The organism is Streptomyces sp. NBC_00377 (assembly GCF_036075115.1).
GTDB lineage: Bacteria > Actinomycetota > Actinomycetes > Streptomycetales > Streptomycetaceae > Streptomyces.
The window spans coordinates 7,698,115-7,716,442 of sequence record NZ_CP107958.1; the positions used below are offsets into that span (position 1 = coordinate 7,698,115).

The following is an 18,328-nucleotide window of genomic DNA, read 5'->3' on the forward strand; positions in this document are numbered from 1 at the left end:
TACGGGCCGCGGGCGCCGCTCGTTCAGTGCCCGCGCCAGGTCCGGACAGTGTCGAGATCTTGACCCGTTCGAGATGAGTGCGGCGTAAGCCAGAGCTGTCACGGAGCTGTCGGCCGCGCATCGTTCCTGGCCCAGTAGCCTGGGGCGATGCTCAAGGAAGTCACCGCGACCCGCTTCGTCACACCCTTGCGCGAGGGCGGCTCCCTGCCGGGACTCGTCGAGGCCGACGACCTCGGCATGTACGTCATGAAGTTCACCGGCGCCGGTCAGGGCCGTAAGACGCTCGTCGCGGAGGTCGTGTGCGGCGAACTCGCCCGCAGGCTCGGCCTGCGGGTGCCCCGCCTGGTGACCGTGGAGCTCGACATCGTGCTCGGGCTCGGTGAACCCGACCAGCAGGTACAGGAGTTGATGAAGTCCAGCGGTGGCACCAACCTCGGCATGGACTTCCTCTCCGGAGCCCTCGGCTTCGACCCGCTCGCCTTCCCGGTGAGCGCCGAGGAGGCCGGCCGGATCGTCTGGTTCGACGCGCTCGTGAACAACGTCGACCGGTCCTGGCGCAACCCCAACCTGCTGTTCCACCGCGGCCGCCTGTGGCTCGTCGATCATGGCGCCACCATGATCTGGCAGCACAACTGGCCCACCGCGCAGACGTCCGCGGCCCGTCCGTACGACGCCCGCGACCACGCGCTCACCCCGTTCGGGCCGGACGTCGCAGCCGCGGCGGCGGAGCTGGCGCCCCTGGTCACCGCCGAACTCCTCGCCGAGGTCACCGCCGAGATCCCCGACGTCTGGCTCGCGGACGAGCCGGGCTTCGACACCCCGGACGCCCTTAGGCGGGCTTACGCGGCGCCCCTGCTCGCACGCGCCGCCGTCATCCACGACCGCATCGAGGGGACCGAGTGACCGAGCGCCACATCATCAGGCCGGGCCAGGGCGGCGACCGGGACGTCTTCGAGTACGCCCTGCTGAGGGTCGTACCGCGCGTCGAGCGCGGGGAGTGCATCAACGCGGGCGTGCTGGTGTACTGCCGGGGCAAGGACTACGTCGGCGCCCGCACCCACCTCGACGAGGCGAGGCTGCTGGCGCTGGATCCGGCCGCCGATCTGGCCGGTGTGCGGGCTGCCCTGCGGGCCGTCGAGGGCGTGTGCGCGGGCGGCGTGGCGGCCGGCCAGGCGGCGCACGACGACGCCGGACGGCGCTTCCGCTGGCTGATCGCGCCCCGTTCGACGATCGTCCAACCGGGTCCTGTGCACACGGGGCTCACCACCGATCCGGCGGCCGAGACGGAGCGGCTGCTGGAACTGCTGGTGAGGTAATGGATCACACCCGCGCCGTGTGGCGTTGACACCGGGTGCCAGGGCTTCTAGCGTCACGTCTGCCGAAGGTACTAAGCGGTCGCTCACCACTCGGGCGCATCGAGATTTTCTCAAGGGCGAGGAGAACCAGCAATGTCCACCACTGAGCAGCGGGTCGCCGTGGTCACGGGCGCGGCCCGCGGCATCGGAGCCGCCACCGCCGTACGGCTGGCCGCGGAGGGCCGCGCGGTAGCGGTCGTCGACCTCGACGAGGCCGCCTGCAAGGACACCGTCGAGAAGATCGCCGCGGCGGGCGGCAAGGCCATCGCCGTCGGCGCCGACGTCTCCGACGAGGCCCAGGTCGAGGCCGCGATCGCCCGCGTCGTCCAGGAACTCGGCGCGCCGACGATCCTCGTCAACAACGCGGGTGTGCTCCGCGACAACCTGCTGTTCAAGATGAGCGCCTCCGACTGGGACACGGTCCTGAACGTGCACCTGCGCGGCTCGTTCCTGATGACCAAGGCCGTCCAGAAGCACATGGTCGACGCCGGCTTCGGCCGGGTCGTCAACCTGTCGTCCTCCTCGGCGCTCGGCAACCGCGGCCAGGCCAACTACTCCGCCGCCAAGGCCGGTCTCCAGGGCTTCACCAAGACCCTCGCCATCGAGCTGGGCAAGTTCGGCATCACCGCCAACGCCGTCGCCCCCGGCTTCATCGCCACCGACATGACCGCCGCGACCGCGGCCCGGGTCGGCATGGGCTTCGAGGAGTTCAAGGCCGCGGCCGCCACCCAGATCCCCGTCGCGCGCGTCGGCGAGCCCGACGACATCGCCAACGCGATCGCGTTCTTCACGAACGAGGCCGCCGGCTTCGTCTCCGGTCAGATCCTGTACGTCGCCGGCGGACCGCTCGACTAAAGGCCACCAGGGAGCACTAGGAAGCACTGGGGATCACGAACATGACTGAACTGCCCGCACTCTCCGGCAAGGTCGCCCTCGTCACGGGCGCCAGCCGCGGTATCGGTTACGGCGTCGCCGAGGCCCTCGTCGCCCGCGGCGACCGGGTCTGCATCACCGGCCGCAACGAGGACGCGCTCAAGGAGGCCGTCGAGCAGCTGGGCGCCGACCGCGTCATCGGCGTCGCCGGCAAGGCGCACGACCTGGCGCACCAGGCCGCCGCCGTCGAACGCACCATGGAGGCCTTCGGGCGCGTCGACTTCCTGGTCAACAACGCCGGGACCAACCCGGTCTTCGGGCCGATCGCCGACCTCGACCTGGACGTGGCCCGCAAGGTCTTCGAGACCAACGTGGTCTCCGCGCTCGGCTTCGCGCAGCGGACCTGGCACGCCTGGCAGAAGGACAACGGCGGCGCGATCGTCAACATCGCCTCCGTCGCGGGGCTCTCCGCCTCGCCCTTCATCGGCGCGTACGGCGTCAGCAAGGCCGCGATGATCAACCTCACCCAGCAGCTGGCGCACGAGTTCGCGCCGCGCGTGCGGGTCAACGCGATCGCCCCGGCCGTGGTGAAGACGAAGTTCGCCGAGGCCCTGTACGAGGGCCGCGAGGCGGAGGCGGCCGCCGCCTACCCGCTCGCCCGGCTCGGCGTGCCCTCCGACATCGGCGGCACCGCCGCCTTCCTGACCTCGGAGCAGTCGGACTGGATCACCGGCCAGACGCTGGTCGTCGACGGCGGCATCTTCCTCAACGCCGGCGTCGGCTGATCTCACCGTGGCCTGAAATCGATGCCGGCGCGGGCGCTGTTTCCTGACGGAAGCAGCGCCCGCGCCGGCATCAGGGCGTCCGCGCGGCGATGACAACGTCGTCATCGCAAAAGTGATCAAGAACGCTTCCGGGGCGCCGGTTCACGCCGCGCGGGGCTGCGGTATGGTCTGCCAACCCTTGGCATGGCAGATCGAGGAGCGTGCGCGTGTTCAACCGGAACCGATCCTTGCAGCAGATGGCGGCGATCGTGTCCATATCCCTGGTGGCCGGATGCAGCCTCCTGGGAGAGGAGAGCTCCGACGACGCCGGACCCATCGTCGTGGGCACCACCAGTGCTCCCAGCACGCTGGACCCCGCCGCCGCCTGGGACGGCTCCTGGGAACTGTTCCGCAACATCTACCAGACGTTGCTGAGCTACCCCAACGGAGCGACGAGTCCCCAGCCGGACGCCGCCAAGTCCTGCTCCTTCACGGACGCCACGAGCCGCACCTACAAGTGCGAGCTCCGCGACGGGCTCAAGTTCTCCAACGGGGACAAGCTGGACGCCGAGGCCGTGAAGTACTCGATCGACCGCATCAGGACGATCAACGCGCCCACCGGCCCGAACGGACTCCTGGGCAGCCTGGACACGGTCGAGGCCAAGGGCGACAACCAGGTGCTCTTCCACCTCAAGGAAGCCGACGCCACCTTCCCGTTCGTGCTCGCCACCCCGGGTATGTCCATCGTCGACCCCGACGACTACTCCGCGAAGGCCCTGCGCAAGGAGAGCGGCATCGTCGGCTCCGGGCCGTACCGGCTCCAGTCGTACGAAGAGGGCAAGAAGTCCGTACTCGTCCGCAACGACAACTACAAGGGCTTCGCCGACCGCAAGAACGACGCGGTGACCATCCGCTACTTCCAGGACTCCGGCACGATGGTCAAGGCCCTGCGCTCCCACGACATCGACATCACCTACCAGGGTCTCGCCGCCGACGACATCGTCGACCTGGACGGCAAGAGCGCCGCCAACAAGGGCCTCCAGCTCATCGAGGGCGCCGGCAGCAACATCAACTACCTGGTGTTCAACCCCAAGGACCCGTGGTCCGACAAGCTCGCCGTGCGCCGGGCCGTGGCCCAGGTCGTGGACCGGGCCGCGATCGCCCACAACATCTACAAGGACACCGTCGAGCCGCTGTACTCCATGGTGCCGTCCGGTCTGACCGGCCACACCACCGGCTTCTTCGACTCCTTCGGCAACCCCGACACCGCCAAGGCGCGCACGATCCTCACCAAGGCGGGGATCACCGAGACCGTCCCGCTCACCCTCTGGTACACCACCGACCGCTACGGCTCCGACACCGCCCTGGAGTTCAAGGAGCTCAAGCGGCAGCTGGACGCCTCGGGCCTGTTCAAGGTCACGCTCAAGAGCCGCCCCTGGAACACCTACGTGCTCGGCTACGAGAACGGCGAGTACCCGGTGTTCGGGCGCGGCTGGGCCCCGGACTTCCCCGACCCGGACAACTTCGTCGCGCCCTTCGTCGGCGCTCAGAACGCGCTCGGCACGCCCTACCCGGCGAAGGAGATCACGCAGGTGCTGCTGCCGCGCTCCCGCGGGGAGAGCGACCGCGCCAACGTGGTGGCGGACTTCAAGGAGGCCCAGCAGATCCTCGTCGACGACGCCCGGCTGCTGCCGCTGTGGCAGGGCAAGCAGTACCTGGCCTCCTCCGAGGACGTCTCGGGCGGAGAGCGGTCCCTGGACCCGTCGACGATCATGATGGTGTGGGAGCTGACGCGCAAGACCAGCTGGTAGGCCCTCGGCCGACCGGTCCCGGGACCGGTTGTCAGTGGTCGCCTGTAGGTTCTGTGCTCGGCAAGTGACCGCACGACGCAAGGACGTTGACGTGACCGACATCGCCATGCTGCCCGAGTCCTGGCGCGGGGTTCTGGGCGACGAGCTCCAGCAGCCCTACTTCAAGGAGCTGACGGAGTTCGTCGAGGAGGAGCGGGCGGCGGGTCCCGTCTACCCCCCGCGCGAGGAGGTCTTCGCCGCGCTCGACGCGACGCCGTACGAGCGGGTGAAGGTGCTCGTCCTCGGCCAGGACCCGTACCACGGCGAGGGCCAGGGACACGGCCTGTGCTTCTCGGTACGGCCGGGAGTGAAGATCCCGCCGTCCCTGAGGAACATCTACAAGGAGATGCACGCGGAGCTGGGCACGCCGATTCCCGACAACGGCTATCTGATGCCGTGGGCGCAGCAGGGCGTCCTGCTGCTCAACGCGGTCCTCACGGTCCGCTCCGGCGAGGCGAACTCGCACAAGGGCAAGGGCTGGGAGAAGTTCACGGACGCGGTGATCCGCGCGGTGGCCGACCGGCCCGACCCGGCCGTCTTCGTGCTCTGGGGCAACTACGCGCAGAAGAAGCTCCCGCTGATCGACGAGACCCGGCACATCGTCGTCAAGGGCGCCCACCCCTCACCGCTGTCGGCCAAGAAGTTCTTCGGGTCCCGCCCCTTCACCCAGATCGACGAGGCGGTGGCGCGGCAGGGCCACGAGCCCATCGACTGGACCATCCCGAACCTGGCCGACCAGGTCTGACCGGCCCCGACAACACGGGGGCCTGCCGCCGGGCCGGTTCCTCCGCGGACCGGCACGGTGCCGCCTGACCGGTATTGCGGATGCCTGCGGCTAGCGTCGACGCAACGACGCAAGGAGGCCGAGGGTGGCGGAGCGACAGGGGCAGACGGTAACGGACGCCCTGCTGACGCGGATCGGGCAGGTCGTGATGCTGCACCACGGGGGAGACCGCGAGGAAGCCCGGCGCAGACTCCTCGACCTGTGGACGGAGATCGGCGCGGACGGCGCACCGCTGCACCGCTGCACCCTCGCCCACTACCTGGCCGACACCCACGACGACCCCTCGGACGAACTGGCGTGGGACCTGCGCGCGCTCACCGCCGCCGAGGAACACGCCGGCTCGCTCGAGGTCCGGGCGCTCTATCCGTCCCTGCACCTCAACCTGGCGGCGGACTACGTCAAGCTCGGCCGCGCCGAGGCCGCCCGCACCCATGTGCGCAGGGCCCGCACGGCGGCCGTCGCACTGCGGGACGACAGCTACGGGGACGGCGTACGGGCGGCGATCAGCAGAATGGAACTGAGGCTGGGACCCGGCGCCGGAGAGGATGACGGCGAGGGGGAGTGGGAGGGGCCCGGCGAGTGGGAACGGGAGTGGTGAGGGGCGGCGGGAGCGGCCAACAGGCGTAGCGAGGGAAGCAGCAGGCGGGGCACCGGGAGCTGACCTCACCGGCCGTAGGCCTGCTCGCAGATCGCCGCTTCCGGACTGTCACCCTGCCATCCGCCGTACTTTTTGCCGAGGGCGCACACATCCGCGTTCCTGCGCACCTCCGCCTCCACGTCCGGGATCTCCACACGAGGCCGTGAGTGCGGCCGGGCGGGACGGGTGTGCGGCCGGACGTGCGGACGGGAACGGGACGACGGCGGCTGTCCGGCCCCGCCGCTCCCCGGCACGGCCGCCGTCCGACGCCGCTGCGCCGACGCGATCGGTTCCGGTTTCCGGGACGGCCCGACCATCTCCAGCGCCTCACGGGCCGGCGCCTGCACGACCTGCACCTCGGCCCGGCCGCCCGGTCGCGGCACGGACGGCCGGGACGGCGTCACGGCAGGTCCGGGGGCGACCGGGCGCTGCGTGGTGGTCACGCATCCGGTGAGGGCCCAGACGGCCACGGTGACCAGGAGCGCTGCGGTAGTCGTCGTTCGATGCACCCGCGCAACTCTGGTGGTTCGGGACGCCCGGGCGACAGCGGAGAGCCGGAGGTTGCCCCGCACGGGTGATCTCGCACCCCGTACGGGGGAGCGGGCCCGCCCGCGCTGACGTCACTCCCCGGTGGAACCGTCGATGCGCTCACGGATCAGGTCGGCGTGGCCGTTGTGCCGGGCGTACTCCTCGATCATGTGGGTGTAGATCCATCGCAGGCTGAACGCCTCGTCCGTGAACCTGCTCCGCCCCCGGGAGAACTCGGCCAGTCCGAACCCCGCCGCGTACCGCCGGGCGACCTCGATCTCGGTGTGCCAGGTGGCGAGGGCCTCCGCCCCGGTGTCCTGCTCGGTGAGGTGGAACTCGCCATCAGGGTTCTCGTCGCTGTAGTGGAGCGGGCCGGCCCCGTCGTCGGCGAGCACCCTGCGGAACCAGCTGCGCTCCACCTCCGCCATGTGCCGCACCAGGCCCAGCAGGGACAGCGGGGACGGCGGCACCGAGGCGGTGCGCAGCTGCGCGTCCGTGAGCCCCTCGCACTTCCACGCCAGGGTCTGCCGGTGGCGGTCCAGCCAGCCTTCCAGCATGGCGCGTTCGTCGGCGTTCGGGGCGGGTCGGGTGCGCTGCGTCGTCATCCCCGCATGGTGGCTCCGACAGGCCCCGCCACACCACGGGATTTCCTCACGGACCGGCGGCGACCGGCCGGGAAAGGACCCGTATGCTGCCGTACACAGTGGGCCGGACGGTGGGCCGAGCGGTGGGTTCGGGCCGTGGCCGGGTCGCGGGACGGTCAAGGGGACCGGCAATGAGGGAGCGCCCGTGAAGGTCGGCTGCATCGGACTCGGCGACATCGCGCAGAAGGCGTATCTGCCGGTGCTCGGCGCACTGCCCGGGGTCGAGCTGCACCTCCAGACCCGCACCCCGGCAACCCTGGACCGGGTCGCCGGCGGTCTTCACCTGCCCCGCGGACAGCGCCACCACGACCTCGGCGCGCTGCTGGCCGCCGGACTCGACGCGGCCTTCGTCCACGCGCCCACCGGCGCCCACCCCGAGATCGTCTCCCGGCTGCTGGAGGCGGGCGTCCCGACGTACGTGGACAAGCCCCTCGCCTACGAACTCGCCGACTCCGAACGCCTCGTCGCGCTCGCCGAGGCACGGAACGTGTCCCTCGCCGTCGGCTTCAACCGGCGCCTCGCGCCCGGCTACGCGCAGTGCGCCGACCATCCGCGCGAGCTGATCCTCATGCAGAAGAACCGGGTCGGGCTGCCCGAGGAACCGCGCACGATGATCCTCGACGACTTCATCCACGTCGTCGACACCCTGCGTTTCCTGGCCCCGGGTCCGGTCGACGACGTCACCGTGCGCGCCCGGGTCGAGGACGGACTGCTGCACCATGTCGTCCTCCAGCTCGCCGGGGACGGCTTCACCGCGCTCGGCGTGATGAACCGGCTCAGCGGTTCGAACGAGGAGATCCTCGAGGTGTCCGGGCAGGACACCAAGCGTCAGGTCGTCAACCTCGCCGAGGTGATCGATCACAAGGGGCAGCCGACGGTGCGGCGGCGCGGCGACTGGGTGCCGGTCGCCCGGCAGCGCGGCATCGAGCAGGCGGTCCTCGCCTTCCTGGACGCCGTGCGCGCCGGCAAGGTGCTCAGCGCCCGGGACGCGCTGGCGACTCACGAACTGTGCGAGCGCGTGGTACGAGCGGTGCGGGAGCGGTCCGCCGCGACCTGACCGCCCGCGCCCCCTCCGTCAGTCCGAGGGCCGCGAGCACCAGCAGGGCCAGCTGGACCGGCCAGTCGCCGTAGCGGACATACGGGGTGACGCCGTCGGCCAGCGGAACGTCGTAGACGGCCGTCGTGCTCGCGTCCGTGCCCAGCCACGAGCCGACGCGCCGGCCGCTCGCGTCGTACACGGCCGAGACGCCGGTGAGGGTGGAGTGGACGAACGGCCGCCCGGTCTCCGCGGCGCGCAGCGCGCCCAGCGAGGCGTGCTGCGCGGGCGCCCAGCTCTGCTGGAAGGACGAGGTCGACGACTGGGCGACCAGCACGTCCGCGCCGTCCTCGGCGAGGTGCCGGCTCATGTCCGGGAACGCCGTCTCGAAGCACACCATCGGCCCGATGCGCAGCCCGGGCCCCGCGTTCATCACGACCTGCCCCGTGCCGCGCCGCCGGTCCTCGCCCGCCGCCTTGCCGACGGAGGTCGCCCAGCCGAGCAGCGAACGGGCCGGTATGTACTCGCCGAACGGCACCAGCCGCATCTTGTCGTAGCGGTCGCCGGTCGGGCCGCCCGGACCGACGAGGATGGAGCTCTTGTAGATGCCGGGCCGGTCGGAGCGGCGCGCGTCGACGTTCACGAGGATGTCCGCGCCGGTGACGCGGGCCAACTCCGCTGTACGCCGGGCCAGATCCGGCCGCTCGGCGAGGTCGTAGCCGACGCTGCTCTCGCCCCAGACGATCAGGTCCACGTCCTGCCCGATCAGACGCCGGGTCAGCTGTTCCTCGCGATCGAAGCGCCGGTCGGGCCCATCGATCACCCCCGCCTGTACGACGGCGATGCGGGTCTGCCCGTCGGGATCGGGGCGGGGCGCCCACACCCACGCGGCCGAGGCGGTCGCGGCGGTGGCGACGAGACCGGCGACGGCCGGCGCCCTGGACGCCGGCACGCAGACCAGGACGGCGACCGCGACGTTGACCGCCACCACCAGGAGACTGAGCAGCCACACCCCGCCGACGGAGGCGAGCCGCAACGCGGGCTCCACCTGCCACTGACTCGCGCCGAGCATGCCCCACGGACCCCCGAGCCCCTGCCAGGAGCGGACGAGCTCGATCACCAGCCAGCCCGAGGGCAGCACCAGCAGAGCGGCGGACATCCGCCCACGGGTGGGGATCACCTCCTCGGCGAGAAACCGGCGGACCAGCCACGCCCACGGAGCCCACAGGGCGCCCAGCAGCGCGGCTATGACGAGGGTGAAGACATGCAGACTCGGCAGCAGCCAGTGGTGCATGGCCAGCATGAATCCGAAACCGCCGCCCCAGCCGTCGTGGGCGGCCCGTCTCCCGGTCGGCGCGGAGCGGATCAGCAGGATCCACGGGACGAGCGACAGGTAGGCCCACCACCACAGGGCCGGCGCGGGGAACGCGAGCACGGGCAGCGCGCCCGCCAGGGCCGCGACGGCCGTACGCCGCCAGGGGGAGGTGAGCCAGAGGCCGAACGTCTTCATACGGCACCTCCCTACCCGCGATGGGAGTCTTCAGTGTGCGCGTCTCGGACGATCTCCGACAGGGCGCGTTCCGGCCCGGTCGGTTCCCCCGGGAGCGCTCCGGGCTCAGCCGGGCATACGCCGCCACTTCTCCCGGACGACCACGTCCCGCACCCGCCATCCGTCGTCCGTCCGCAGCAGACCGAAGGAGTACCGGCCGCCGCACACGAAGTCCGGCGCACCGGCCTCCGCGTCGTCCTGGCCGGCCGCCAGCCGCATCGGATTGACGTAGTCGGCCTGCACCCGCGCCGTGTCGCCCGTGTCCTGCTCCAGGACCCCGAAGCTCACCCGGCGGTTGACGATGAGGTGCTGCCGCATGGCGAACACCCGCATGCTCTCCGCGAGCCACGAGGCGACGTTCCCGGCCTCCCCCTCGATACCACCGGCGGAGCGGTAGTCCGCTCGCCCGTCCGACGTGAACAGTTCCCGGTACGCCGTCCAGTCACCGTCGTCGACCGCCACGGCGTAGTCGGTGATCAAGCCGTCCACGGCCAACCGGTCCAGCACGGCGGCGAGTTCCACACGCTGCGTCATGGGCCCGAGTGTTGGGCACGCGAGCTGTCCAGCCAAGGTCTGTGCGGGGATCGATCCGGCATCGGCGGGTCAATTCGGTGCACGAGCGGACGCGGGGGCCGTCAGGCTGTTGCGGTGAACGGCCCGAACGTGACGTGGAACCAGCGCACGCCCGACTCGACGGTCCGCACCCGCCGAGGGCCCCATAACCCCCACGAGCCGAACAGGAACCCAGGTTCCGCATACGCGCCGCCCACACCGACTCCACCACCGTCGACCAGGCCTACCGCCCGGAGATCGGCAACGCGGCAGCCCGCGACGGCCACCTCCCGCCGGCGTGGAGCCGGGAGCGCATGACGTGGATCATCAAGGCGCGTTCGCAGCCTTCAGGGACATGACCCTGATCCCTGGCCTGCATCAACTCGCTTGGGTGTGCCCGCCGAAGGATGGATCATGGCTGCGTGAGGAAGCGGACGAAGAAGGAATCCCTGGTCGAGCAGCCAGACTGTGGGCCGGAGCTTTCCGCGTACCAGCAGGCGATGCGTAAAAGGCTCCTCGCGGCCCCCGTTGTGCCGGCGCCCGAGCCCTGGCAGCGCATCGCCTACGCTCCTGTCGGCGGGCTGCTCGGGATCGGTTTCGTGTCGCATCCGGACACCGGACACGACTTGGTGATGGTCGTCTCGCACGACGGTCACGGCCTCTTCGACGCCGTCACGGGAGAGAAGATCGCCCGGGACCGTGACCCCGCCCCCGAGGACAGCACCCCTGACGCTGACGCCGATCTGTCGTGCCCTGGCTTGGGACCGGTCGCCGGAAGCAGAGTGCGCATCGCCGGGCTCTTCGGAGGAGGACTGCACACCACTACCGCGGGCAGTTGGGCTCTGGAAGTCGTCGCCCCGGCCTGGCCCAACGAGCGTGTCCTGCTCTCCCGTGGCAGCGGACTGCCCCACTCCGGTCCATATGGTGAGCGATGGTGGCACATCTTCCACTCCAACTACTCCGAGCTCCGAGCTGTCGGTTTCTCGCCCTCCGGGCAGACGCTTGCCGTAGCGACGAGCAGTGATCTGTCCCTGTGGACCCGCCGGACCAGCCACAGCCGCAGTGGTGCTGAAGCCTGACCGAACCGGGCTCAACTCATCGCGAGCGTCACCTTCCCAGAGCCCTTCATGTCACGTCCTCAATGGCAGGGGAAGGTGTCGACCGAGGCTGCTCTGCTCCACGTCGAGGCTGTCTCGTGGCGCACCTGCGCAGGGCCTTGCGTCCTGGCCGGCGGCCGCCGTTCGGATCACCCAAGGCGACCCTTCAGGTGATTGGCGGACACCCTGTGAGCCAGACAGCCGTCGCAGGGGTACGACGTCTCAGCAGAGGACCGAACCCAGATGGCGTGAGGAGCTTGGGGATGTACGCAGCAGTCCGGCGGTACGAAGGGGTGACCGATTCGGCCGAGGCGGCACGTCTCGTGAACGAGGGGTTCGTGCCGCTCATGCGCCAGGTCTCCGGCTTCGTGGCCTACTACTGGCTCGATACCGGGGAGGGAGTGATGGTCTCCACCAGCGTCTTCCAGGACCAGGCCGGTGCCGAAGAATCGATCTCGAGGGCTGCGGACTTCGTGCGGGACAACCTGGCGTCACTGCTTCCCAACCCTCCCGAGGTCATGGCCGGCGAGGTGGTGGCTTCCGCATGACAGCGTTCGGACCAGCCACGTGAGATGGTCTCCAAGGCTGTACCGGCCTGCCGTGCCCACATCGTCGCCCTCCTCAGCGTTGATCCCTCGAAGTGCCATCGGCAGCAAGAGGGCTGTGAACACGGCTTGACCTGGCAGACGGGAGGCATTCACCTCACTGGGACACTTGGGTGATGAGATGCGAGGAGTCTGCTGCGCTCGGCACTCACCACCCCCGCAAGGGATAATGAGGGTTCGCCGCGGTAGGTGAGGTGATAGCGGTGCCCCCATGGCATCTGCGCGACTACCACGATGACGATCTTGACCAGGCCATCGAGATCTGGGACCAGAGCCGTGAGACGGACGAGGACCGGGTGTTTCCGGTCTCCGAGGTGATGGCCGCGGCCAAGGCCGGTCCGACGGCAGTGGTCGCGGTGGTCGGCGACGAACTGGTGGGCATGGCCGTGGCGCAGGCCTATGGCCAGCGGGGGTGGATCCTCCTGGTGGCACTCGCCTCCCGCTGGCGCGAGCGCGGGATCGGCAGTGCTCTCCTCGCCGAGCTCGAACGGCGCCTGCGGTCCCTGGGCGTGCGCCACCTCAGCGCGCTGCTGCCCGCCCACGTCGCCGGCACGAAGGCTCTGGAGAACTCCGGCTACCAGTCCCGCGACGGCCTGACCTACTACGAGAAGCTCGAACCACCCGGAGCCCCCAACGCCGAAGTCCTCGCGTCACTGGGCGGCCGGATGCTGCTCGGGGGACTGTGGGACGCCATGGCCGGCATGGAGCGGGAGAAACAGGTCATCGAGCGCCGGGTCGTGCTTCCGCTGACGGAGCCTGCGCTGGCCGACCGGTACGGGGTCGTCCCTCCGAAGGCAATCATCCTGTTCGGTCCTCCCGGCACCGGGAAGACCAGCTTCGCCAAGGCGGTCGCCTCCCGGCTCGGCTGGCCGTTCGTGGAACTCTTCCCCTCCCGGCTCGCGGCCGACACGAGTGAGGGGCTGGGCACAGCGCTGCGGGAGGTCTTCGCGGACCTGGCGGAACTCGACTCGGTGCTGCTCTTCATCGACGAGGTCGAGGAGATCGCCGGCGTGCGGTCCGGGAAAGCTGTCGATCCGGGACATGGGGTGACCAACGAGTTGCTCAAACTGATCCCTGTCTTCCGCGAACACGACGCACGGCTGCTGGCCTGTGCCACCAACTCCGTGCGCTCTCTCGACCCGGCTTTCTTGAGGCCGGGCCGGTTCGACTACGTCATTCCCATCGGCCCACCTGATCCGACCGCCCGCGCGGCGATCTGGGCCCGCTATCTCAGGGCCGCCGGTGACTCGGTGGACCTCATGCAACTGGTCGAGGCCAGCGAGTTGTTCACCCCGGCCGACATCGAATTCGCAGCCCGCAAGGGCGCGCAGGCGGCGTTCGAGCGCGAGGTCGCACAGCGAAAGGGCCGACCGGCCACCACCGATGACTTCATGACCGCCATCGCCGACACCCGGCCGACGCTCACCGCACAGGCGATCAAGGAGTTCACCGAGGACATCGAGAAGTACAGTCGCCTCTGAGACCGGTGCTGCCGCTCAGTCCAGGTCTCCGGTCCGCACAGGTGAGACGATCGTTGCCTCCGTGCAGGTGACAAGGTCTGTGGACACGGCTTGACGTGGGTCTCACCGTCGTTCCCTGCGGACCTCAAGCCGGTACGTGCCTACGATCACTTGGAAGTCGCCGGCTTGCTGAGCTTGTCCAGCTGTGTCCTGATGATCTCTTCCGGTACGACAGCCGGCCCCTTGGCCCTTGCCCCTCCGGGGCGGTTGAACGCGTAGAACATGGCGACCGTCGCCCTTTGCCGAACGGCCACCACGGCGTAGGGAACTCGGACGGGCTCGTCGTCCTCGCTGAACGCCGCGAGCTGTGTGAGCCGTAGGGACACGGATTCATCGCCGTAGCCGGGGTCGGCCTGGAGTACGACCTCGTCGTACCGAAAGCCCACTCCGACGTCCAAGAAGGTCTTGCATCGTTTGGCGGCCGTGCGGAGTGCGTCGATCACCCGAGCGGCATCCCCGGCGCCGTGTGACGCAAGGATCATGGTTGTTCCGGGGCTGTGCTCCTTCGGGGACATCATCCGGCCGATGCGCGCGGTGGCTGTGAAGCCGCTGCTTCCCCCCGTTGCCTGAACGACGGGCGCGCATTCGGCAGGATCCGCCGTCCTGTGAGACGCCGCGGGAGCAGCCAGGGTCTGTTCGACCTCGTAGCCGTCGAGATCCGTGTCCGTGATCGCTACCCGCTCCAGGTCCGCCTTGCCCAACGGCTTGTCCTCTGCGCCGGCCGTCTTGGTCTCTTCCGACGCTGCGCCTGCCCGGGAGCCCTGCCCCGACGCACATGCGGAGAGCACAAAGAAGGTCATGAGCATGGCAATAGCAATGCCGACCCGTGATTGGCGAACCACTCTCATCCCCACCCGTTTGACTGTACGAGCGCGCGCAAGTGCCCGCCGGCTCAGAAGTACCGCCCGAGCCCTCCACCCGGCTCAAAGCATCAAGCAGCAGAGTAGATCGTCAGCTCGGGAGGCGGAACGGGTTTTGGGGCTGAGGGACGATGCGAGTAGCGCTGTCCCGGAAAAGGTCTGTGAACGCGCCTTGACTTGGATCATCAAGCCGCGTTCACAGGGCTTTGCCGCCGTGTGACCCGTGGTGGCGGCGGTTGTGCCCGGAGTGCCGGTCAGGGACACAGGTGAGCCAGGAGTTCTGCACTGGCGGGGTACTCCTGTTCCTGGGGGAGCAGGCGTGCAGCTGAGTCCAGTTCGCCGTCCCTGACGAGTGCGTGGATCTCGTTGGCGAGCGGGGTCACGTCACTGATGGACACGATCCACTCGTCCGCGTAACGTGCCGATGCCTCACCAGAGAGCCCCAGTTGCAGCGAGCGGTGCGGCAGGGGGCGCAGGTGCACATCGCGTTCGGGATCCCACTGGACGCGGGTCGGCGCGCGCTTGAGGTCACGCTGCCAGGTCTCGCGATCGGGATGCAGTCCGCGGACGTAATTCGACAGGCAGGCATGGCGCAGCGCCCAGTCGAAGCCGTCGCGAGTGATCTCGACGGCGAGAACAGTCTCCTGACCGTCCTTCATGCCCCAGCCGGAGCGGTACATCATCCACGTGAAACTGGGCTTGATCCACGTCATGCGGTCAGGCCTCCACGCGGCCGGAAAGCGGCCGTCTCGGATGGCGGGCAGTCCGATCTCAGGGGAGTACGCCTGGTAGACGGTGATCGTGGACGCCGTGTGGAGCGCACGGATTCTGCGGAGCGGTTCTTCCATGACACACAGCGTGGGCCCGGTCAGCTCAGGTGACCACCGATTTTTGCCCTGGGTGGCAGTACCCAGGCGATCGCGTCGGCAGCGTCGATTTCATAGGGTGGACCCGTCTCGAGGCTGTGCACACCACTGCGGTTCTCAGAGGCCGACCGGGTGGCTTGAAAGCCAGTCTGTGTGTCGGTGACGCACATGGTCACGCTCTGCGGCCGTGGCAAGGATGGCGTCTGCGCCGCCGTCGTAGGGATGGTGGATGCGCCGCAGTTCCGTGTCGGCGATGAAGACTTCGGCGAGCGCATCGTCCGCGACGGCTCGCAACAGTCCGTCGAGGCAGCCACGGTTCCACTGACCGCGGTCGGCGTACAGACGTGTGTGGTGATTGCCGGACACCTCATGAGCCACACAGCCGTCGCAGGGGTACGACGTCTCAGCAGACGTCTCCGCAGAGGACGAACTCAGAACGTCGTGACGAGCTCGGGGATGTACGCAGCAGTCCGGCGGTACGAAGGGGTGACCGATTCGGCGGAGGCGGCACGTCTCGTGAACGAGCGGTTCGTGCCGCTCGTGCGCCAGGGATCGGCTTCGCGTCGCACCCCGAGAACGGCCGTGACCTGGTCATGGTCCTCTCGCACGACGTTCACGGTCTCTTCGATATTCGCCTGGCGCCGCGCGCAGTAGGAGTCAGGACCAATTGAGGGGCTAGTATTGACCTCGCGGTTCGGTCCAATGCTTGACACCTGATAGGCGATGAGAACGTGAAGCAAGTGGCTCTTATTACCGGAATCGCTGGTCAAGATGGCTCCTACCTGACTGAGCTCCTGTTGTCCAAGGGGTACTCGATTGTCGGTTTCGACAATCATTCAGTACGGATGCAACAGCTTCGGCTGAGGCTGGCCGACAATCCTCATCGGTCGCGAGTTCTTCTCGAACTCGGCGATGTGCGCGATCGAGACTTCATGACTCACCTGATTCTTTCCAGCAAGCCGGATGAAATCTATAACCTTGCGGCGCAAAGTCATGTCGGGGTCTCATTTCAACAGCCAAAGGTCACGGCTGACACTGCACTGGCGATCAAAGGTCTGCTTGAGATTTCGCTGGAGATCCATCCGGTAGCCAGAATTTTCCAGGCGTCCACCTCGGAAATGTTTGGCGACTCACCGACTCCGCAGACGGAGCACAGTAATTTCAATCCGCTGAGTCCGTATGCCGAGGCCAAGCTTGAAGCTCATGAGTTTTTGATCGAATTTCGACAGAGGTACTCTTGCTACGCCTGTGCGGGAATCTTGTTCAATCACGAGTCCCCTCTTCGGCGTGAAGAGTTCGTCAGTAGGAAGATCACACGTGGAATCGCAAAGATAGTATCTGGTGACAGCACGGAATTGCGGCTGGGGAATCTTGCTGCAAGGCGTGACTGGGGTCACGCCAAGGAATATGTTGAGGCAATGTGGCTGATGTTGCAGCAGGAGCACCCGGAAGAGTTTGTTGTCGCCACGGGGAAAAGCCGCAGTGTCGAAGAGTTTGTGGCCGGCGGGTTTGCGCTGATCGGTGAAAACTGGCGTGATTACGTCGTATCGGATCAGGAACTTTTCCGGCCGTCTGACCCACCTGACTTGTGCGGCGACGCTGCGGAAGCCTATCGGAAGCTGGCATGGCAGCCCAAGATTTCTTTCGCCGAACTCGTGCGAGAGATGCTGCTGGCTGAAATCGGCCCTGAAAATAGCCTGGCGATCTCTCGAGATACGGGTATGATTCCGAATTCTTCTCGCACGCATTAAGCCAGAGCTACGCCAGCCTGACGTCGATCGGCGTCTCGGGATCTTCTTCCAGATATTTGACGTGCAAAACCTCACAGATGACGCCGGCTTGCTGCCTGTGACTCAACAGCCCTAGATTTTCGGAATTGGCGACGAATTGGGCGGCGGCAACAGTCCCGCTGCCATGAATTCCCGCCAGTAGCACCAGCCTCTTCGAAGGGTTTCGAAGGTTCGGCAATGATGCAACCAGGCCGTAGTCGAAGTGTGAATCCTCGGCGACTCCGCGCTCGGCGGCCTCTTGTCGAGAGGAGTAGATCCTCGTATTTCGCAGATTGTCCCTGAGTAAATTCCCTCGTCCACCGGGATTGGGGTTTTCTGCCATGTCGTATCTCATGGAGGACGGAGTTGAAACCAATCTCCGGTAGCATGAGTTGCGGGCGGGACCACACAATGCCACCACGTTATTCTCGCGGAGCAGGGATTCCGATACGACTCCGCGGTCCGGGACGATGGTGAAGTCCAGCCCTTCTCGGAGATTGGACTCTTCGAAGAACTGGGCAAGAATACGTGCCGACCGAGTGTCGGTGGCCGGGTAGTTGTACGCGCGTTCCGGCTCGTCGTAGATGGACGAATGGACCACGAGAATCTTTTCACCCGCCCTGCCGAAAAAGTCGCCGATCCTTTTTCTCGTAGCCTGCTTCCGTATCTTCGTCCTCGCGCGCTGGGCACTGTGTGCCATTGCGGCGCCGAGACCTGTGGCGAGCAGATTGATTGACAAGTCGGTGACGGGCCCTGCCATGAATCACCTGTCCGTATAACCGAGAGGCCTGGTCGGTGGAACCGCGTGAGTCGGATTGAGATCACCGGATTCCCAAGTGATCCAACCCGGCTGAAATGGAATTCAAGAGGGTTGCAGGCTCATATCGTCTGACGCTCTGGTCCCGCTACATCTTAGGGTGTGAGCGGCCAGGTAGGGCGTGAATGTCGCTCTTGACCGTCCGTCAAAGCTGGGCCGTTGCGCGACCCAGTACTCCGGATGAGAGCACCGGGGCGAACATGGGGCCGTCACCGCGCTGAC

At 67.9% G+C, this 18,328-nt stretch carries 22 protein-coding genes; 13 read left to right on the forward strand and 9 right to left on the reverse strand.

The genetic code is table 11. From position 1 onward, the window contains the following. Positions 1–147 precede the first annotated feature (147 nt). The 7 genes from OHS71_RS34230 to OHS71_RS34260 all read left to right on the forward strand — a co-directional run bounded on the left by OHS71_RS34230 (position 148) and on the right by OHS71_RS34260 (position 6,224). A complete protein-coding gene (locus OHS71_RS34230) occupies positions 148–903 on the forward strand; it encodes a HipA family kinase (RefSeq protein ID WP_328483178.1) in 756 nt (251 codons plus the stop codon). Continuing rightward, entirely contained in the window at positions 900–1,316 is a 417-nt protein-coding gene (locus OHS71_RS34235; RefSeq protein ID WP_328483179.1) for a DUF3037 domain-containing protein, read from the forward strand. The genes OHS71_RS34230 and OHS71_RS34235 overlap by 4 nt, the downstream gene beginning before the upstream one ends. Before the next feature lie 132 nt (positions 1,317–1,448). Beyond that, positions 1,449–2,210, forward strand: a complete 762-nt coding sequence (gene fabG, locus OHS71_RS34240; RefSeq protein WP_328483180.1) for a 3-oxoacyl-ACP reductase FabG — start codon at positions 1,449–1,451, stop codon at positions 2,208–2,210. Between the two features lie 41 nt (positions 2,211–2,251). Next, on the forward strand, positions 2,252–3,013 hold the full coding sequence (locus tag OHS71_RS34245) for an SDR family oxidoreductase (RefSeq protein WP_328483181.1): 762 nt from the start codon (positions 2,252–2,254) through the stop codon (positions 3,011–3,013). Between the two features lie 206 nt (positions 3,014–3,219). Then, positions 3,220–4,803 carry an ABC transporter substrate-binding protein gene (locus OHS71_RS34250; RefSeq protein WP_328483182.1) on the forward strand — a complete coding sequence of 528 codons (1,584 nt, stop codon included), beginning with the start codon at positions 3,220–3,222 and terminating at the stop codon, positions 4,801–4,803. Positions 4,804–4,894: 91 nt separating this feature from the next. Further along, entirely contained in the window at positions 4,895–5,587 is a 693-nt protein-coding gene (ung, locus tag OHS71_RS34255) for a uracil-DNA glycosylase (protein WP_328483183.1), read from the forward strand. 124 nt (positions 5,588–5,711) lie between these two features. Continuing rightward, positions 5,712–6,224 (forward strand): hypothetical protein, encoded by a 513-nt coding sequence (locus OHS71_RS34260; protein ID WP_328483184.1) that lies wholly within the window; start codon positions 5,712–5,714, stop codon positions 6,222–6,224. 65 nt (positions 6,225–6,289) lie between these two features. Here the strand turns inward: OHS71_RS34260 and OHS71_RS34265 are convergent, their stop codons facing one another. Continuing rightward, entirely contained in the window at positions 6,290–6,772 is a 483-nt protein-coding gene (locus OHS71_RS34265) for a hypothetical protein (protein ID WP_328483185.1), read from the reverse strand. A 111-nt stretch (positions 6,773–6,883) separates the two neighbouring features. Further along, on the reverse strand, positions 6,884–7,396 hold the full coding sequence (locus OHS71_RS34270; RefSeq protein WP_328483186.1) for a DinB family protein: 513 nt from the start codon (positions 7,394–7,396) through the stop codon (positions 6,884–6,886). A gap of 184 nt (positions 7,397–7,580) precedes the next feature. Here OHS71_RS34270 and OHS71_RS34275 point away from each other — a divergent pair, with 184 nt between their 5' ends. Further along, positions 7,581–8,492: a Gfo/Idh/MocA family protein gene (locus OHS71_RS34275; protein ID WP_328483187.1), complete on the forward strand. Its 912-nt coding sequence runs from the start codon at positions 7,581–7,583 to the stop codon at positions 8,490–8,492. Here OHS71_RS34275 and lnt read toward each other — a convergent pair. Continuing rightward, the gene (gene lnt / locus OHS71_RS34280) at positions 8,410–9,981 is read right to left on the reverse strand and encodes an apolipoprotein N-acyltransferase (RefSeq protein WP_328483188.1); all 1,572 of its coding nucleotides are present in this window, start codon (positions 9,979–9,981) and stop codon (positions 8,410–8,412) included. The two genes, OHS71_RS34275 and lnt, sit on opposite strands and share 83 nt — an antisense overlap. A gap of 105 nt (positions 9,982–10,086) precedes the next feature. Beyond that, complete coding sequence (locus OHS71_RS34285; RefSeq protein ID WP_328483189.1) at positions 10,087–10,554, reverse strand: nuclear transport factor 2 family protein; 468 nt, start codon at positions 10,552–10,554, stop codon at positions 10,087–10,089. 221 nt (positions 10,555–10,775) lie between these two features. On the opposite strand from OHS71_RS34285, the gene OHS71_RS34290 reads away from it, so the two are divergent. The 4 genes from OHS71_RS34290 (at position 10,776) to OHS71_RS34305 (ending at position 13,755) form a co-directional block, all read left to right on the forward strand. Then, entirely contained in the window at positions 10,776–10,931 is a 156-nt protein-coding gene (locus OHS71_RS34290; protein ID WP_328484738.1) for a DUF4291 family protein, read from the forward strand. 63 nt (positions 10,932–10,994) lie between these two features. After that, a complete protein-coding gene (locus OHS71_RS34295) occupies positions 10,995–11,651 on the forward strand; it encodes a hypothetical protein (protein ID WP_443047119.1) in 657 nt (218 codons plus the stop codon). A gap of 281 nt (positions 11,652–11,932) precedes the next feature. Further along, the gene (locus OHS71_RS34300) at positions 11,933–12,217 is read left to right on the forward strand and encodes a hypothetical protein (protein ID WP_328483190.1); all 285 of its coding nucleotides are present in this window, start codon (positions 11,933–11,935) and stop codon (positions 12,215–12,217) included. A 251-nt stretch (positions 12,218–12,468) separates the two neighbouring features. Further along, complete coding sequence (locus tag OHS71_RS34305; RefSeq protein ID WP_328483191.1) at positions 12,469–13,755, forward strand: ATP-binding protein; 1,287 nt, start codon at positions 12,469–12,471, stop codon at positions 13,753–13,755. 146 nt (positions 13,756–13,901) lie between these two features. Here the strand turns inward: OHS71_RS34305 and OHS71_RS34310 are convergent, their stop codons facing one another. From OHS71_RS34310 to OHS71_RS34325, 4 genes are all read right to left on the reverse strand, one after another. After that, positions 13,902–14,648 carry a hypothetical protein gene (locus OHS71_RS34310; protein ID WP_328483192.1) on the reverse strand — a complete coding sequence of 249 codons (747 nt, stop codon included), beginning with the start codon at positions 14,646–14,648 and terminating at the stop codon, positions 13,902–13,904. Positions 14,649–14,908: 260 nt separating this feature from the next. Then, positions 14,909–15,502, reverse strand: a complete 594-nt coding sequence (locus tag OHS71_RS34315; protein ID WP_328483193.1) for a DUF4291 domain-containing protein — start codon at positions 15,500–15,502, stop codon at positions 14,909–14,911. A 135-nt stretch (positions 15,503–15,637) separates the two neighbouring features. After that, positions 15,638–15,886, reverse strand: a complete 249-nt coding sequence (locus OHS71_RS34320) for a DUF3885 domain-containing protein (protein ID WP_328483194.1) — start codon at positions 15,884–15,886, stop codon at positions 15,638–15,640. A 65-nt stretch (positions 15,887–15,951) separates the two neighbouring features. Beyond that, the gene (locus OHS71_RS34325) at positions 15,952–16,137 is read right to left on the reverse strand and encodes a hypothetical protein (protein WP_328483195.1); all 186 of its coding nucleotides are present in this window, start codon (positions 16,135–16,137) and stop codon (positions 15,952–15,954) included. Between the two features lie 114 nt (positions 16,138–16,251). Between OHS71_RS34325 and OHS71_RS34330 the strand changes: the two genes are divergently transcribed. Next, positions 16,252–17,271 (forward strand): GDP-mannose 4,6-dehydratase, encoded by a 1,020-nt coding sequence (locus tag OHS71_RS34330; protein ID WP_328483196.1) that lies wholly within the window; start codon positions 16,252–16,254, stop codon positions 17,269–17,271. Positions 17,272–17,278: 7 nt separating this feature from the next. Here OHS71_RS34330 and OHS71_RS34335 read toward each other — a convergent pair whose 3' ends face one another. Next, a complete protein-coding gene (locus tag OHS71_RS34335; RefSeq protein ID WP_328483197.1) occupies positions 17,279–18,049 on the reverse strand; it encodes a hypothetical protein in 771 nt (256 codons plus the stop codon). Positions 18,050–18,328 lie beyond the last annotated feature (279 nt).